At 45.1% G+C, this 17,641-nt stretch carries 16 protein-coding genes; 1 reads left to right on the forward strand and 15 read right to left on the reverse strand.

Going from position 1 to position 17,641, the window contains the following annotated elements; all coding sequences use genetic code 11:
• Window positions 1–58 precede the first annotated feature (58 nt).
• Entirely contained in the window at window positions 59–730 is a 672-nt protein-coding gene (locus IGK85_RS11325; protein ID WP_008379055.1) for a cyclic nucleotide-binding domain-containing protein, read from the forward strand.
• 122 nt (window positions 731–852) lie between these two features.
• On the opposite strand, the gene IGK85_RS11330 is transcribed toward IGK85_RS11325, so the two are convergent.
• The 15 genes from IGK85_RS11330 to IGK85_RS11400 all read right to left on the reverse strand — a co-directional run bounded on the left by IGK85_RS11330 (window position 853) and on the right by IGK85_RS11400 (window position 17,509).
• Window positions 853–2,295: a glycoside hydrolase family 32 protein gene (locus tag IGK85_RS11330; protein WP_008379057.1), complete on the reverse strand. Its 1,443-nt coding sequence runs from the start codon at window positions 2,293–2,295 to the stop codon at window positions 853–855.
• 43 nt (window positions 2,296–2,338) lie between these two features.
• On the reverse strand, window positions 2,339–3,715 hold the full coding sequence (locus IGK85_RS11335; protein ID WP_008379060.1) for a PTS transporter subunit EIIC: 1,377 nt from the start codon (window positions 3,713–3,715) through the stop codon (window positions 2,339–2,341).
• Window positions 3,716–3,861: 146 nt separating this feature from the next.
• The gene (locus IGK85_RS11340) at window positions 3,862–4,857 is read right to left on the reverse strand and encodes a LacI family DNA-binding transcriptional regulator (RefSeq protein ID WP_429972248.1); all 996 of its coding nucleotides are present in this window, start codon (window positions 4,855–4,857) and stop codon (window positions 3,862–3,864) included.
• Between the two features lie 373 nt (window positions 4,858–5,230).
• Complete coding sequence (locus tag IGK85_RS11345) at window positions 5,231–6,541, reverse strand: NCS2 family permease (protein ID WP_008379064.1); 1,311 nt, start codon at window positions 6,539–6,541, stop codon at window positions 5,231–5,233.
• Between the two features lie 161 nt (window positions 6,542–6,702).
• The gene (locus IGK85_RS11350; protein ID WP_008379067.1) at window positions 6,703–7,302 is read right to left on the reverse strand and encodes an NUDIX hydrolase N-terminal domain-containing protein; all 600 of its coding nucleotides are present in this window, start codon (window positions 7,300–7,302) and stop codon (window positions 6,703–6,705) included.
• A gap of 206 nt (window positions 7,303–7,508) precedes the next feature.
• Window positions 7,509–8,129 (reverse strand): zeta toxin family protein, encoded by a 621-nt coding sequence (locus tag IGK85_RS11355; RefSeq protein WP_016613624.1) that lies wholly within the window; start codon window positions 8,127–8,129, stop codon window positions 7,509–7,511.
• Window positions 8,130–8,996 (reverse strand): class II fructose-bisphosphate aldolase, encoded by an 867-nt coding sequence (locus tag IGK85_RS11360; RefSeq protein WP_005234664.1) that lies wholly within the window; start codon window positions 8,994–8,996, stop codon window positions 8,130–8,132. It abuts the gene before it with no gap.
• Between the two features lie 22 nt (window positions 8,997–9,018).
• Window positions 9,019–9,411, reverse strand: coding sequence for a hypothetical protein (locus IGK85_RS11365; protein ID WP_005225457.1), 393 nt, complete (start codon window positions 9,409–9,411; stop codon window positions 9,019–9,021).
• Window positions 9,412–9,429: 18 nt separating this feature from the next.
• Window positions 9,430–10,719 carry a PTS sugar transporter subunit IIC gene (locus tag IGK85_RS11370; protein WP_008379073.1) on the reverse strand — a complete coding sequence of 430 codons (1,290 nt, stop codon included), beginning with the start codon at window positions 10,717–10,719 and terminating at the stop codon, window positions 9,430–9,432.
• Between the two features lie 31 nt (window positions 10,720–10,750).
• On the reverse strand, window positions 10,751–11,053 hold the full coding sequence (locus IGK85_RS11375) for a PTS sugar transporter subunit IIB (RefSeq protein ID WP_005225455.1): 303 nt from the start codon (window positions 11,051–11,053) through the stop codon (window positions 10,751–10,753).
• Window positions 11,054–11,077: 24 nt separating this feature from the next.
• Complete coding sequence (locus tag IGK85_RS11380; protein ID WP_008379075.1) at window positions 11,078–13,147, reverse strand: BglG family transcription antiterminator; 2,070 nt, start codon at window positions 13,145–13,147, stop codon at window positions 11,078–11,080.
• A 235-nt stretch (window positions 13,148–13,382) separates the two neighbouring features.
• A complete protein-coding gene (locus tag IGK85_RS11385; RefSeq protein ID WP_008379077.1) occupies window positions 13,383–14,432 on the reverse strand; it encodes an FUSC family protein in 1,050 nt (349 codons plus the stop codon).
• Window positions 14,433–14,693: 261 nt separating this feature from the next.
• On the reverse strand, window positions 14,694–15,914 hold the full coding sequence (locus tag IGK85_RS11390) for an NAD(P)H-dependent oxidoreductase (protein ID WP_008379079.1): 1,221 nt from the start codon (window positions 15,912–15,914) through the stop codon (window positions 14,694–14,696).
• Between the two features lie 26 nt (window positions 15,915–15,940).
• Window positions 15,941–16,546 carry an NADPH-dependent FMN reductase gene (locus tag IGK85_RS11395; RefSeq protein ID WP_005234653.1) on the reverse strand — a complete coding sequence of 202 codons (606 nt, stop codon included), beginning with the start codon at window positions 16,544–16,546 and terminating at the stop codon, window positions 15,941–15,943.
• Between the two features lie 24 nt (window positions 16,547–16,570).
• Window positions 16,571–17,509: an FAD:protein FMN transferase gene (locus IGK85_RS11400; protein WP_429968739.1), complete on the reverse strand. Its 939-nt coding sequence runs from the start codon at window positions 17,507–17,509 to the stop codon at window positions 16,571–16,573.
• Between the last annotated feature and the right edge of the window lie 132 nt (window positions 17,510–17,641).

A 17,641-nucleotide genomic window follows, 5' to 3' on the forward strand; every position in this document is an offset into this window, starting at 1 on the left:
GTATGTGCTATACTGACTAAAAACAAATAGGAGATTTCTCCTAGTTCGGAGGAAAAAAGTGAAAAAAACCGCTTATGCCTTGGCAATAAAGCAGGTACCAATCAAAGAAAGCTGCCCTTTGCCGATTCCTGAGGAGATTTTACAACAAAGTGCCCTCTGGACCTTTGATCATCGAGAAGCGATCCAAAAAGAAACGGTGCCGATGTCGGTTTTTTTCGTCCTATTGACTGGCAAAGCCAAGATCATTCAAACGCAAGAAAACGGCAAACGTGCCTTGCTGCAGTTTCTCCATTCTGGTGATTGCATTGGCGATCTCACGTTGATTGGCGCCGAAACAGTACCGAAAACCGTGGTTGCGATCGGTGAAACAACATGTCTGGGCATTCCGATGCAAGCAGCAGCTCACGGGCTCATGCAAGACCTGGCTTTCGTACAAACACTAGGCAAAACTATCGGTGAAAAATTGCTGCTGCGTATGGATCATTTTTCCGTCAATCAAACCTATCCCTTAGCTTGGCGCCTTGCTCATCTACTGTTGGAAGCTTCGATCGATGATCTTTTTCAAGAAAAATTGACGGAGACCGCAGAATACTTAGGCGTGAGCTATCGCCATTTGACGTATACCTTAAAAGATTTCAAAACGCAAAAACTAGTCACAAAAACTGCTGACGGCTATCGGATCGATGCACCTGCACTGCAGACCTTTATCCAAAACCAACAAAAGCAGTAACAAGCAAATAACGACAGCAAAATAGTTGGTATGATACACCCTCTAAAAGCCAGAGAAAAAGCTGACTCTTGGGGGTGCAACAAGAAAAACCAACTGTTTGCTGTCGTTTTCGGATCGTTGCTTTATTTTTTCGCCAATGCCCAAGCATTGACAGTAACCGTGCCGGTTCCGCTGAGAGCGATCGCCTCGGTCCGTTTTGGATACACGCGAGAGGTCAAACAATATTGCCCGCCATTTAGGAAGATCTCAATCGAAGACGTATCGACAAAAATCTGCAGCTGCGTCAGTTCATCGACCTTGACACTGCGCTGTTTACGACCGTAGCCAGAAACGCCATGATGGATCGTGAAGACACCAGCTTTATAAGCCAAAGTTGTATCTTGCAAAAGCCCAAGCTGGAACTGCTGCAATGGGGCTTCCGCCGTAACTTGCAACTCATATGCCAATTCATCGAAAGACAAGTGCTGCGGTTTCTCTGAAAGCACAATTTTTTGGCTGACTTGCTTGTCTCGCAATTTTTGGAATTCTGGCAAAGGTTCTTGATACAACTGGTCATTTTTGACCGAAAGCTGTCTTGGCAGCGTTGCGGCATGCTGCCAGCCGCGAGGGATCGTAGGATTGCTGTATTCAGGACTGGTATCCCCTAGCCCCATCCAGCCCCACAAGATCCGACGTTTCTGCTCATCTTCAAAGGTTTGCGGGGCATAGAAGTCAAACCCATAATCAAGTTCACGAAACGCAGAAGTTTCTTTAAACGTCAGGGTTTCCCAATCCACCTCACCGATCAGATACCCTGATTGATGAATATTTTGGTAGGCATGTTCTTTGGCTGCCAAGCCTTGCGGTGAGAAGACCAACACATCTTTGCCATCTAAATGGAAGTAGTCTGGGCATTCCCACATGTAGCCTAGAGCATAGTCCTCACCGAAAAAGATTCCTCGATAGGTCCATTCATTTAAATCCGTCGATTCATAAATCAAAATTTTCCCTTCGTTTTCCAACGTACGCGCGCCTAGCAGCATATAGTAGGTGTCTTCGTGGGCAAAAACCTTTGGGTCACGAATATGATCGGTAAATCCTTCAGGGTAGTGCTCATGAGGAATCACGACTTCTTGCTTTTCGACGGTATAGCCGTCTTTGCTGATTACATGGACCGTGTTTTGTTCTCGTCCACTAAAGGTATAGTCATGATCACCAGGATGTTTGACATTCCCAGTATAGAAGAAATGGATCGCGTCATTCTCGATAAAGGCAGAGCCCGAGTAGACCCCGTCTTTGTCATAGTCGTGTTCGGGAGAAAGAAACAGCGCTTCTTCTTGAAACGTGACATAATCCGTCGACGTTTTGTGTCCCCAGTGAGGTGGTTCCCCGCCATGGGGCGTTTGCGGTACATATTGATGGTAAAAATGAACCACGCCTTTGAATTGGCAAAGACCATTCGGGTCGTTCATCCATCCTGTTTCTGGCATCAAATGATAGTTCAAGCGCCACGCATCAGCACTGATTTTTTCTGCTAATTCGTTTTGTGTTTGGGCAAGCTGTGCCCAGTATTCCTTCGTTAACAATGCGGTACCTCTTTTCTCTTGCCGATGAACAGCAAGGGATTATTTATTGGTTCAACTCTTTGGCTAGCGGTTTGCGCTGCAATTGGACACCAGCAAAACCGACTGCAAAGGCAATCAAAATCACGACGACGTATTTCAGCATGGCACCGAAATCTCCAGTATACAACAATAGTCCTGGAATAAAAGTGATGCCCATCCCAGTGGCAGCTAATTGGAAGACATACGTCGCAAACCCGCCGACTGCGCCCCCCAACATGCCTGCGCCAAAAATCCGCATTGAGCGTAAGTTGACCCCAAACAGTAAAGGTTCCGTGATCCCAAATAAGGTTGGAACCGCCGCACTGATGGCATTTGAGCGTTTGACTTTGTTTTTATAAATAAATGCCGCAGCGATCGCAGCCCCAAATTGTCCCGCCATACTTGCTGTACCTAAGACTTGTAGGACGTTTTCGCCTGTCGTATTCAATAACCCTAACTCAATAATACTTAACGAATGGTGCAATCCAGTGATCACGATCACTTGCTGAACCCCTCCGTAAATGATATAACCGATGCCCAATGGTGCTTGCACCAAGTAAACGATACTGTTGATGACTGCTCTTTCAGCTACTTGCAAGATTGGTCCTAACGCAAATAAAATCAAACCTAAAGTAATGACGATCGTTAAGAATGGTGTCACAATCAAGTCCATCATTTGCGGAACAAATTTACGGAACCATTTTTCTAGCTTAGAAACTAAGATCCCGACAATAATTGCTGGAAAAATCGACCCTTGATACCCAGAGATCGATAAACCGAATAAGTGCAGTGGCTCTGCATCCCCGCTGGCAACTGCCCAAGCGTTAGGCAATTGCGGTGCCACCATCATCAATCCTACCACGATCCCGATGATCGGATTACCGCCGAATTTTTTCGTCGCACTATAGGCGATCAAAACAGGTAAAAAGGCAAACGCTGTATCCGTTAACATTTCAAACATGGCTAACCAGTCAGCACTATAGGTGACCCCCAACTCAGTCAATAATCCCCGAATCCCCATCAAAAGCCCCGTCGTTACCAAAGCTGGAATCAATGGCACCAAGACATCTGACAACGTGCGGACAATTTTTTGGACGGGTGACAGATTCGAATAGACATCGTCTTTGAAGCCAGCTTTATCAGCGGAGGCGTCATTGCCCATTTCTGCTGCGAAGGCTTGATAAACTTCATTGACTTTTCCTGTTCCAAAAATGAACTGATGCTGTCCCGTGTTGAAAAAATAGCCCTTGCTGCCCTCAACTGCTTCCGCTTTGTCTTTATCTACTAACTGATCGTCTTTCAAAATCAAGCGCAAACGTGTGGCACAGTGTTCAAAGTTTTTGACATTTTCTTTGCCGCCAACAGCTTCTAACACTTGGTCGATCGTTTTTTGTTCCTTCATTTTTCCCACTCCTTTGATCGTCGGTTCATTTGTGGAACCGGTTCTACATCTGTAGATTAACAGAAACCGTTTGCAATTGCAAGCAAAGAAAATAAAAAAACAGAACGCCGCAAATGGTCGTCCTGTTTTCTCTAAAAATATTTGCTTTATTTCTCCTGCTTTTCACGCTTGGCAGTCGACTGTTTGACCACTAATCGATTCGGCAATTTGATCACTTCAGGAACCTCTTCCCCTTGCGTCAGTTTTTGGATTGTTAAGACGGCATCGATGCCTAATTGGACATAGGGATATTGGGTCGTTGTGATGGTCGGATAGACATAATCCGTCGAATCATAGCCGCCAAAGCCGTTCAAGGAAAAGTCTTGCGGCACTTGATACCCTAGTTCATGGGCGGCTTTCAATACAGCAACAGCAATATTGTCGGTAGCACAGGCGATGTACGTTGCCGGTTGATCTTTCAAGAACACAAGGGCTTTTTGGTACGTTTCTCTTCTTGAAAAAGACGTTTCGATAAAGTCGACTTTGACGTTGGGGGTTTGTGCCAAGACATCAAGAAATCCTTTTTTCCGCAAGACACCTACCGCATAATCATTTTCGCTGACACCAACAAATAAATAACGTCGGTGGCCAGCGCTGACTGCATATTCTGCCATGGTTTTGCCAGCTTGATAATCTTCATGGACGATGGAATGAATGCCAGCTAACTGTTGACCTAACAATAAAACAGGCATAGGAACCTCTGCCAGCACCGCTTGCAGCTGCGGCGTGATTTTGCGCGCAAAAAGGATCATCCCTGCTACTTTTTGTTTGACTAGCATTTCGATATTTTCTAGTTCCCGTTCATCGCTTTGATCAGAGTTGGTGATCAGCATTTGATAGCCGTTTTCCCGAGCCGTCGTATCGATCCCTTTTAACACATCATTTGTCGAGGGCGAATTCAATCGAGGAATGATCACGCCCAGCAATTTCGTGTCTTGGGCTTTCAGCGATCGAGCAAATGTATTGGGGCGATAACCAGTTTCAGCAATGATCTGATCAATTTTTTTGCGCTTTTCTTCACTGATATAGCCATTGTTCAGATAGCGGGAAACCGTACTTTTCGCTACTCCCGCCTTTTCAGCAATGTCCTTGATCGTTGTCATGATTTCCCACCTTTGTATTTTCTTTTATTATAACAATAACTGAAAGAAAAGCGCAGGTTTTGCGTAAAAATTGTTGGGTTGGGCGGTTTTGGAATGAAGCTTCACTTCAAAGTAATCTTACAATCAATGAATGGTAGAGAAACTAAAATCTCCCTTTACAAGCTATGGCGAAGATCGATCAGATCATTGAGCATATTTTTTAAGCAATACACCGCCATGATTCGTCAGCAGATAAACCACGGATAGTAAACCATTATTGGATTCTGAACATCTTTATAGCAAGCGACATATAATAAAAAAACCAGTTAAGCCACGCTTAGCTGGTTTTTCATTAGTAGAAATCCAATCCTAAGTTTACATTAAAACGCCTCTATCACACATTCAAAATCCACATAAACCCAAGAAAGACAAAGAACAAGCCGTACATGATCGGTGAGACTTCTTTGCCGCGTTTGGCTGCTAACATGGTGATTGGGTAAAAGATGAAGCCCAAGGCGATCCCATCGGAGATGCTGTAGGTCAACGGCATGCCTAATAGAATCAAGAAGGCTGGGATTGCGATTTCCATTTCGTGCCATTTGATCTCTCGCAGCGATTGCGCCATCAATACACCTACGACGATCAGTGCTGGTGCCGTCACTTGAGAAGTGACAACGGATAGCAATGGTGAAAAGAACAAGCCGAACAAGAAGAAAATTCCAGTCGTCACAGCAGTCAAGCCAGAACGACCGCCCACGGCGATCCCAGCGGAAGATTCCACATACGCCCCTACTGGTGAGGTCCCTAATAAAGAACCGGCGAGCATGGCGGTGGAGTCAGAAGCAAGTGCTTTGCCGACCCGCGGCATTTTGTTGTCTTTCATGAAGCCTGCTTGGTTGGCAAGCCCCACCAAGGTGCCTGCGGTATCAAAGAAAGTGACGAGTAAGAAAGTCAGTACTACGACCCACATTTGCAGGGAGTTGATGTCTCCTACATGGTTTAGCGCCACTAAGAATGTGGAAGAAATACTTGGTGCAGCAGAAACGATACTGGATGGTGCTTGGATCAAGCCAGTCAAAAGACCTAAAACAGTTGTTGCGGCCATCCCGATAAAAATTCCACCAGGAACTCTGCGAACCATCAAGACGGCAGTGATCACTAGACCAAAAATCGTCAGCCACGTCGTACCGACACTCAATGAGCCTAGTGCCACAAGGGTCGAATCGTCGGAAACGATGATCCCGCCTTCGCTCAGTCCCAAAAAGGCGATGAACAGACCGATCCCGCCAGAGATGGCGTATTTTAAATCAGCAGGGATCGCATCAATGATCAGCTCCCTTAATTTGAAGATCGTGATCACGATGAAAATCAGTGATGCCACAAACACACCCGCTAATGCTGTTTGCCATGGAACCCCCATTCCAATACAAACTGAATAAGAAAAGAAGGCGTTGATCCCTAATGCGGGTGCTGTAGCGATCGGGTATTTTGCTAAAACCCCCATCAAGATACAGCCCAATGCACTGGCTAACGCCGTTGCTGTAAAGACGGCACCTTCGTCCATCCCAGATGCCCCGAGGACCGTTGGATTGACGAATAAAATATAGGCCATTGAGATAAAGGTGGTGAAACCAGCTAAGATTTCTCGTTTGACCGTTGTTTGTAAGGTATCTAGCCCAAAAAAGGAATTGATTTGATTCTTCATTTTTACTCCTCCAGCAATCAAGCAAAGGTGTCGCCATTGCTTGATTTTTTTATAATGAAAACGACGAAATCAATCATAAACCAACTTTATCTGCAAGTAAATATTATCCGGTTAAAAAAACCAATAAAACGCTTTTTCCAACATCTTACCCTTAGTTGTTTCTAATCAACGTGTAACGACTTCTCATTCACCAATTGCTCCAGCTGTTCCTTGGTGGTGCGCTTGATGGAAAGCTTTGGCAACTCGTTCAACGCAAAGTAATCGCTGTTGGAGGTTTCACTGTTTTTGATAAAGTCCCCTGCCAGAACCTCACATTCAAAGACCAACTTATAGTATTGAAACACTTGCGGAATGTCTTGTCTTAGATTCGTATCAAAAATTGCTCGCAGCTCCTTCACCTCTACTAGCAAACCGGTTTCTTCCAGCACTTCTTTTTTGATGTTTTCCCGAGGCGTCAAGCCAATCTCTGCATAGCCACCCGGCAGTGACCATTCTTTCGTCAGGCTGTCTTCCACTAGCAAGATTTTTTCGTCTTTTTGGATCAATGCTCGTACGTCGACTTTAGGTGTAGGATACCCCTCATTTTTTTCTGTTAAGAGGGTCAACGCAGCTGCGTCTTGATCCACGACGGTACTCATCAAATGCAATGCCAACTCTTTGATTTCTTGGTATCGTTCCTTATCGTACACATCTTTGCCATAGTACAAACCTGCTTCAGCGATCGATAACAGGCGTTTGTATTGCGCAAAATAATCTTTCATCCATTCCCCGCCTTTTCCATTTCTCTGTTATGCTTCTTATTCTAGAGGAAATCGGCGGTTTTGCAAAAGAAAGTCTTCTGAGACATAAGAAACAATCCGTCTTGCTGTGACAGCTAAACTTCCCCAAAAGCTGAGTCATGAGAAATAGCTCATAAAAAAAAGCAGTTGGCATGTACCTAGAACAGGTATAACGCCCACTGCTTTGCTTATTTACTTAGCTCAATTGCGATTCTCTCGATCAACGGACGATAATCCACTTGCTTGTAATCTTCCACATTGACTTCGATAAGCTCCCCTAACTGAAAGTCATCGTAACGGCGATCGGTGATGATTTGCCGAAACGCTTCTTTGGTTATATGGTTGGTTGCAGCTTGTCTATCTTCCAGCACATCCCCGTAATGGTATCGTTCCATGATAAAACTCAAATGACGGTCATCCGCTCGATCACGTATGAAACGTCTTTCCCATAAGGTTTCAAACGAGGCAGTCAAACGTATGGTCAAGCAGTCGTAGCCATAACTTTGAGCGAGAAAAGTCAGCAAGGGCTTCTGCTTTTCACTAAAGGGGTATTCCGAGACCACCAAGCGTTTTCCTAGAGACATGTACAAGCCCAATGCCTGATAGTAAAAAGGCCAAACATACTGCTTTTCGATCTGGGCTTTTTCTGCCAATGAATCAAAGCCGAGGGATTCGGCATAGCATTCTTTGATTTCATCTGGCGTAAGAGCGAAAAGATCAGGAAAACGTGTCTTCAACAGATTCAATAAATAACTTTTTCCAGTTCCAGGGCTGCCTGCCAATAAAACAAGCATCTTTTTGCGTACCATCTATTTGCCGATTGCAGTCGGCGCTTTCGTATTCATGAAAAGGCCGATCTTGTGCTTGACGATTTCTTTGATGGCTTCATTGGATGGGATCACGTTGTGGCGCAAAGATTTGTTGACTTCCGTTGCCCCAAAATTTTCTTTCGCAATCTTCGTCCAGTTGACCAACAATTCAGTACCTACATTAAACTTGCGAATGCCGTTATTGATCAATTCAGGATAATCTTCTTCCTTGACGCCAGTTCCTCCATGAATGACTAGCGGCACGTCGACGACTGCATGGATCTCCTTCAATAACGCAACATTCACTTCGGTTTTGGAGCGGAATTGGCCATGATTGGTTCCGATAGCGATGGCTAGCGCATCGACGCCAGTAGCAGCGACAAATTCTACCGCATCTTCTGGGCGTGTGAAGACTTTATCGTCTTCTTCCACATGAATGCCTTCTTCTGTGCCGCCGATCGTTCCTAGTTCTCCTTCGACGGACACCCCATGGGCATGGGCGTATTCTACGACTGCGCGCGTTTTCAAAATATTCTCTTTGAAGGGCAAATGCGAACCATCATACATCACCGAGCTATAGCCGCTATCAATCGCCGCTTTGATCTCATCGAAATCTCTGGCATGGTCCAAATGCAAGACAGCGTCCACCAGCTCGTGATCGGCAATCGTTTTGACGACATTGACCAAGACATCATAGCCGATGTATTTCGCCGTATCGATACTTGTTTGAATGATGATAGGTGCCCCCATCTCTTTGGCTGCCCGCAGCATGCTTGGCAGCATTTCTAAATTATGGGTATTAAAAGCCCCCACTGTAAAATTCAATGCTTCTGCTGTTTTCGTTACTTCTTTTAATGTTGTATACATCCTTGATTCCACCTCGTCTAGTTTAATTGCCGCTGATCGTAAGTTGTTTGGCGATTTGCCGCATTTCTTCCATTTTATCCATGTAATAGTCGATCTTTGCATCGTCGCCATTTCGTGCGGCGGCGGCACGCTGAGCATTGTAAAGGGACATCAGTTTTTTGTAGCCGTCCCCGATCGATTTCTTCGCCTGCAAACTTTTTTCCAATGCGTCGATCGCTTCTTCTGTGCGAGAAAGTTTTGCCTGGGCTAAGCCTAACGCTTCATACAATTTTGCCTGTTCGTCGATGTCGGTTTCTGCTTGCAACTGACTTTCTAGATTTGCAATAAGCGCTTCTGCCTCTTGGCTTTCTTCAGCGGTCAAAGGAACCGCTGGTGTTTCTGTGGGCTTTTTTTCTTTTTTGAAAAAAGAGAACATGCGTCTTCCTCCTAGCGATTAAAAGTTTTTCAATAAGGGACTGATGATCCAAGCATATAGCAAGGCTGCCGTGACGGTATCCACATCAGTTGCCGTAGCGTTAACAAAGCCCATTTGATTGAAGATCGTTACAAGTAGGGCTGGCAATAACGTAATGAAGAAACCGTGAAAGATCCCTCCGATGATCGCCCCTCGACGTCCACCGACCGCATTGCCGAAGATCCCAGCGGTACCGCCGGCAAAGAAGTTCGTCAGCATCCCCGGCAAGATCATCGCCAAGCCAAAGACTGGTAAAACGAACATGGCGATGACTGTCCCAATCGTTGTAGTAATGAAGCCTAAAATAACTGCGTTTGGGCTATATGGGAAGAACACCGGGCAATCGAGTGCTGGTTTTGCATCGGGCACCAATTTCATGGCGATCCCACGAAACGCCGGGACAATCTCGCCTAAGAGCAATCGCACACCGGCTAACAAAACATAGACCCCAACCACGAATTGGATGGCTTGCAAGAAGGCATACATGATATAGTTTTGATCACCAGAGAGCGTAGAAGCAAAGGTTTCTCCAGCAAACAAGACCGTCACGATATACAGTGGAACCATCACGACCATGACAGAAAGATAGGTGTCTTGTAAAAATTCAAAAGAACGTGGCAGTTTGATGTCTTCGATCGATTTTTTCTTCTCGCCTCTTTCTCCAAACAGATAGGCAACGCCTGCTTCAAAGAGGTAGCCGATCGTACAAAAATGTCCGAGAGCAATGTCGTCTGAACCAGTGACTTTGCGAATGATGGGCTGAGCCATCGCTGGCATCGCTACGGCAAAGATCGCCCCAATCAACCCACCGACAAGAATCAAGACAACGCCCCGTAAACCAGCGAAATAGCCAAAGACCGTCGTCATGGTCGCCATCCATAAAATGGCTTGACCCGTCAAGAAAATATATTTCCATTTTGTAAAGCGTGCCAATAAAATATTAAAAACAAAGATGGCTAAAAATGTCAGCGCTATGTCCCGACCCAAGCCCAACTCATTCATCGCTTGCCCGTTGATGGCTTCGATGGAAGGAATTATGCCTTGCATGTCGAATCCTTCTGTGAAAATCTCGCCGAAATAGGTCAAACTACCGACGATGATGCTAGAACCAGCGCTTAAAACCTGGAAGCCCAATAGCGTCTTCAAACTTCCTGAAATGACTTGACCTGCTGACTTTTTCTGAAGCAGCAGCCCTAACATCGCGATTAAAGCGATCGTGATCGATGCCTGCGTTAAAATATTATCAATGATAAAATTGATGATGCCCATTTTTTCAAACTCCCTTCGTCATTCCTCTTCCTTACAGTGCACCTTTTTCCGTTAATACCGGGGTGATTTTTTCTTCGATTTCTGGTTTTGAAACGATGTTGCGTAAATAAATGATTGCGGTTGTCGGGTCCAAGGCAAACTTTTCAAATTGCGTTCGGAAATTCTCTGCCGTAATGATGATGTCTGGTTTCATTGATACCGCTGATGAGATATCAACATGATCTAATTTCGCCTCCACTCCTAATTTCGTTAAGACATCTTCTGTTGACATCTGAGCCGCAAAACTGCTGCCAAGACCTGCACCGCATACGAATAAGATCGATAATTTGTTCATGATTTTTTCCCCTTTTCTTGTTTTTTATGAAAATAGCAATGATTGAAAAGCTTCAATCGTAGAGCAAGCCAGCAACTGCGTGACTTTTTCTTCATCATTGATCAGTTCGATCAATTCCTTCATGATGGCAAGATGAGAGTAAGAGTCCACCGCAGCCAAGCAAAAAATGATTTTGACAGGGTCCATTTCTGGGTTCCCAAATGCGACTGGCGGCGCCAAGGTGAGGACACTCACACCCAACTGCTGGGCGCCATCTTCTGGTCGGGCATGCGCCAGCGCCAAATGTTTGCCAATGACGATATAAGGACCGTATTCCTTCACCGCAGCAACCATTGCCTCGATATAGCGTTTTTCGATGATCTGTTCTTTTACTAGCGGCTGCGCCGAGCGTTCAATGGCTTCTTCCCAATTTTGAACAGGAACATTTAATTGAATATGACTAGCGGATAAAACATCTTTTAACATTGGCTGAATCTCCCTTGCATTAATGGCTAATTGATTTTGTTCAAACAAGTGTGTCAATTTGCGATAGGCGGCAGCATCGACCGTTCCACCGCTTTCTTCAATGACTGTAAGCAATTGATTGAAGAACAGCGTGGCATTTTTTTGGTCAAAGGCGATCCGCTTGAATTGTTCATTGTTTTTTAAGAAACGGCGGATCACTTGGTGATTTTCTTCATTGATGATCGGTGGGATCAGTAATACCGGCTTTTCTCGATAATCGATCTCATAGGTTGAAAAAACCAGATCCACATCGAATTTCGTGATCAAATTGACTTCTTGTGAATTCAAGACTGCCGCAACTTCTACTTCTGGAAACTTCTCCTTGAGGCTGGCTGCCAGCAGATTGCCGGTTGCCATTCCATGGTTACAGACGACGACCGCCTTATAGATCGTAATAATCTCGTGGTTCAATGAACTTAGGGCTGTAGAAAAATGAATCACGAGAAATGTCAGTTCATCTTCTGATAGTGGTTGACCGACGATCTCTTCGATCGTGGGGGCGAATCCCTTGACGGCTTGGTAGATTTGTCCATAATTTTTGCGAACGGTCTCTTTGATCGGATTGGGTACTTGAATGCCGCTCTTGGCTCGAACGATCAGCGCTGCCATATGTTTATACAATCCCTCTAACAACTCTTCTTCCTTTTTACTAAAAGGGATCTTGGTTTGGCATTCCACAAATTGGATCAGCTGCAGCGACAAGAGTTGCGCATGCGCCCATTCGATGGAATTGGACAAATCTTTAAAATTCAGTGATTCGATGATGAAAGAAAGATAGTTGACTTCGATTTCTGGTGGCTCGATCGAAAAGGTATCAGCGATCGCCTGGATATAGGCTGACCCTTGGAGCGGATTGCTGGAAGTAGACCAGTTCATGCGAGTGATAAATTCCTTCATTCTGATGCGCATCAGCCAAATGGCGGTAAATAATAAGATTTGGCTGCTGTACAACTCATTTTGATTTGGCGGCAACACTGCTTGCATCACTTGTTGGATCTGTTTGATTTCTTTTTGCGGCAAATAGCGATAAAGCAATTTTGTAAAGACTAAATCTGGGGTCTGTTTATCAAGTGGCAGCCTACCGATCCGCTGATTGATGATGTCAAAAATCATCGTCCGAATCGCTCGTTCCGATCCATTCAACCGCAGTCCTTTTTTTCCTAGACTAATGATCTCAATGCCATATTTATTGATGTCCGCCCGCAAACGGCGCATGTCTTCATCCATGCTGCTTTTCGATATCTGGTACGCTTCTTCTTTTTTATTCAACACCAGGATCTCTTTTGAAAATGTCAGATGCAGTAGCAGATCAAAACTACGCTCTTCACGGGTCATATATTCCGACTGTTGTGCCTGTAATGCCTGCCAAACGATGGCTTGCTGCTTTGAGGGCATTTTCAAAAGGATGCCCTTTCCTCGCAGGGTTTGGACCGGTCCGATGTGTAAGTCAGCGAGAAACGTGTTGATCTCATTCAAATCATTGCGGATCGTCCGCCCACTCGCTGCGGTCTCTTCTGCCAGTTGCTCGATGGATAGTGGATAATCAGTCACCAACAGGCGATGCAAAACATCTACGATTCGTTTTTTCACAACTTTCTCTCCTTCTCTGATTTGAGTATATGATTTCGCTTACAACAAAAAAAGTAGATGTTTCTGCCACTTTAGTTTGCAAAAATGTAAACGCTTCTATTTCGAATTAGGAATCTTTGCTCGATTATTTCATATTTTCCTTATTTTTCCTATCCGATGGAGAAAACGTTTAGCTAGAGAATCAGATGCAAAAAAAGCAAGAGCAGCTGCTCTTGCTTATCGATGATGGTGCATTCTATTGTGTTTGATCCGTCGTGTCTTCTGGCTTATTTCCCAGCGCTTGCTCCATTTGCTTTACTGCCCAATCCATTAGAAAGATCAACAGCATTGCCAGCACGCTGCCAATCAATGCCCCTGAAAAACGCAATGGGATCAATTTCAGTGGCGTAAAACTAGTACCGATCGTCATTAACAGCAGGACTTGTGGGTTGGTAAAGAAATTAGCAACGGTATAATTGACTGGCATAAAAAACTCCGTCAATATGTTTAGAATGATCAAGACAACTGCGATCGCTTCAAGGGGCATATGCAAGGACATCAATAAGAAACCCAGCAGCAGCCCTACGATTCCTCCCAGTACCCTGCCGATCGTGCGATTTTTGATTTTTTCCATATGTTCCCCTGCCAAGACGGCAGCAGCGGAAATCAAGATCCAATACCCGTTGCTGTCTCGCAACAGATAGGCAATGTAGGTCGCAATAAACAATATCAAAGAAAAGTGCAGTGCTTTGATGACCATTTCTGGTTGCTGAGATAATGCCAGCGAATATTTCTCGTGCAAGCTCAGTTGTTGAAAGGCCGTTTTTTCTTCTTTCAACGGTAGCTGTTCAGCTAACGAAATCACCAGTCCAGCAAGCAATGAGCCTGCGATGCCGTAAAGCAAATAGGAACTGTGGTGCAAGATTTCTCCAAGATGAGCGGCGTTAAAGTTAAAGCCGGTGGCATAAAGCATCAACACGAAGAAATAATCCGGCTTAGGGATCCGCATCACTTTTGACAACAAAAACGCGGAAAACGATAAAGCGCCGATAATAAAAGGCGCGCTCCAAGGAATCAGTGCTGTCCCAGCACCTAAAATAAAGGCCAACAACAACGCCGCGCCGTGGGTCAAAATGGCGCGCAGATTATAAAAAAGGGACCGATGTTGAAAAGCTAAGTATGAAAAAGCCCCCATCGCCCCCACAGAACTTATCAAAGGGTCCTGAACAAGAATCCCTATAAACAAAGGAACCGCCATCGCAAACCCTGATCCTAGTGGACGCAAGACTTTTCGTTTGTCTTTCATGCAATTCCTCCTATCAAAAAAATATGTACGATGATACAGCGTTTTATAAACAACGTCCTAAACTAGTATACGAAGCAAAAGATGAATATGCAAATTTTTTTCAGAAACTTTTCGAAATCCTCGCAACGATGTCCTTGATCAATTCAATCGCTCATAGAAAACCGTTCATTCATGAAAAAGCAGCAAAAAGAGAAGCATTCGCTTGGCAACTGATTGCAAGCGAATGCTTCTAGCGATTCCTTCTCTCCCTTTAGACAACCCTTATTTCACTGAAGCGCTGGTGACCGCATCTGCTGCAGGTGCGTCATGAGTACTGGCACTAGTGACCGCATCGGTCGGTTCTTGGTGCACAGAAGCACTGGAAATGGCGTCTTCATTGCCGACAAGTTTTTGACCGGTTTGTTGCAAATACCATTCGATGATTGGCTTGAAATCAAGGATGTATTCGTTGATCCCCGCATATTCGCCGTTTTCATCGTGCATCGCTTGATAATTGTGGACGATGTATTTTTCTGGCACCTGTTTCGGCACATGGACCCGAACCGCGTCGGTTGCCCCACTGCGCAGCTGTTGGATCACCCACTCAACATTTTTGAAGGATTTTTCAGGATGGCATTTTGCTAATGGATTGCCGACTTGTCCTGGCACACGTGCTGCCAGCATATTTTGGGCTTCTTCCCGCAGATTGTAATACAAGAATTGGTTGTTGCTATCGGCAAATGTCAATTCCATCGGCATCGAATCTAAGAAGTAATTGATCTGATCGACTGTCAGCAAGCCGCGATTTAGTTTGACGTAGGTATTGCCAGAAACGGCACCGACTGCTTCAGCGGCTTTTTCCAGCCATTGATCATCATACATATCCACTCCTTCCACGGTGGTTGCGGTTTTCCCTGTGGCGTAGAGGTCTTCGGGCGGCAATTGTTTAGGACCCGCTAAGGCAGAAACGACTTTGATAAATTGCAAGAAGCTGTTGATCGTCGCATCCAAAAAAGCAACCGTTCGGGCATCGATCAAATCACCCGCTTCATCGAAAGCTTCTTTGGCTTTGCCCAACAAAAACTCATTTCCTGGCATCACTAAAGCATTGACTCCCGGTGCGTCCAAAATCTGGCGCAGATGCAGCTGGGCCCTTGAAGTTCCTTGATCGTAGTAAGAGGCACCCACGATCATTACTGGTTTGTTTTCCAGAGGATGGATCTTGAATGAAAGCCATTCTAGCAAGCTTTTCAGTCCTGCCGTCACGGTATGGTTGTGCTCTGGTGTAGCAATGATCACACCGTCTGCCATCAATAATTGCCGATTCAAACGCTGGATGGCTGGGCTTTGGGTTTGATCTTCCTCTTGATTAAAGAGAGGAAAGTCTTTGATCTCTACAAGTTCTAACGTGAATTCCTTTTTGTATTGCTTTTTGATAAAGTTCAGCAGCTGACGATTGGTGGAGACTTCAGCGGCTGATCCGACGATTCCGATCAATTTCATTGTCTTTACGCTCCTATCTTTTGCGATTAGATGGTTTCCCATGAAAATTCAGCAGCTTCTTTTTGATTGGCGGCATGGGCGTGCTGCAACTGGCTGGTAATTTTTACAAATAAAAGAAAATCGTTGAACAGTCCTTGCAGTTTTTGGGTCTGCTCTTCATCGATCAAGTTGCCTTGCTCGTCAAACGCTTGCAGCGAATGACCTAATAGAAATTCAGAGCTAGGCATGATCCGTGCTTTTAACTCTGGAGAGTCCAGAATCTGTCTTAGATGGGCTTGGGCACGAGAAGAACCTAACGTCCCATAAGAAGCACCAGTGATCATCACTGGCTTGTCAACAAACGGGAAAATTCCATAGGACAACCAGTTCAGGGCATTGATCAACGCTGCGGGTACGGCATGATCATATTCTGGTGTGCTGATGATCACACCGTCTGCTGCCGTGATTTTTTCGGCAAGCTGGGTTACTTGTACGGGCAACTCCTTTGATTCTGGTTTGTTGAACATTGGAAGATCTTTGATCTCGACTAGTTCAATCTCTGCCTCATTGGCAAACATTTTTTTCATAAATTGCAACAACGTGCGATTGGTGGAACGAGTGGCATTGGTTCCTACGAATCCGATAAATTTCATCCTGTCTCTTCCTTTCTGGTTGGGCTATCTTAAAAGTCTTGCCTGAATGCCTTTAGAGGCAATGACTTCATTTTCTTTGGTTACGATGATTCCTTCGATTTCTGGCTGCTGCTGAATCTCTTGTAAAACAACTGGAATGGGCTTGCCAAACAAGCGCGAAGTCCAGATTTCCCCCAGTAACGATGTCGCTGCAACGATCGTGATGCTCAAATACCCACATTCGATGGGAAAGCCACTCTGAGGATCAATCAAATGATGATACGTTCCTTCAGCGGTGGCCAAGACCCGCTCATAGATCCCCGAAGTGACGACAGTTTGGTCCTTGATTGGCAGAATGCCCAAGGTGTCTGCCCGACCACCTTTGGGATCTCGGATCCCGATCCGCCAATGCCCGTCCGAATGATTTGGTGCAGCGCCGAAACAGACAATATTTCCACCTAAGTTGATCAATCCATACGCTGCTCCACGGGCTTGGCAAAGGGTGCGTAACTTATCAGCGATGTAGCCTTTTGCTAATGCTCCGAGGTCGATCCTCATTCCAGCTTTTTTCAAAAAAACCTTGCCTGCTACCAATTGGATCTGTTGCGGGTCTGTTAGCGCAAGCAATTCTTTGACCTGCGTCTCTGATACGATGCGGGCATCTTCAAACCCGATGCGCCATGCTTGGACCAGTGGACCGATGGCAATATTCAGCTGACTGTGGGGAGCACAGCTATGATGTTTGCCGATTTCGATCAGCTGGTACAATTCTGGATCAAGCACAAGCCCCTTTTGTCCTGCCAACTGATTCAGCTGATTCAGTTCCGATCGCGGATCATTGGCACTAAAGCGATGGTCGTATCCTTTCAGCTGGGTCTCCAGCTCGTCCAGTACACTTTCTGGTTTTGTATGAGCGACTTTTAACTCAATGGACGTGCCCATCCGCTGAATCGTGCGAGTGGCTTCTCTCACTGCTGCCTTCATAAAATCCCTTCTCCTCAAAACGATGCATCTCAAATTATGTTAGTTTTTTCACAATTAAAGAATACTCCCGATATATTTTTTTGTCAACACGATTATATATTTTTTTATATAAAAGGAATTCAAAAAAGCAGT

Origin of the sequence: Enterococcus sp. AZ015 (assembly GCF_050499225.1) — a bacterium.
Lineage (GTDB): Bacteria > Bacillota > Bacilli > Lactobacillales > Enterococcaceae > Enterococcus_D > Enterococcus_D entomosocium.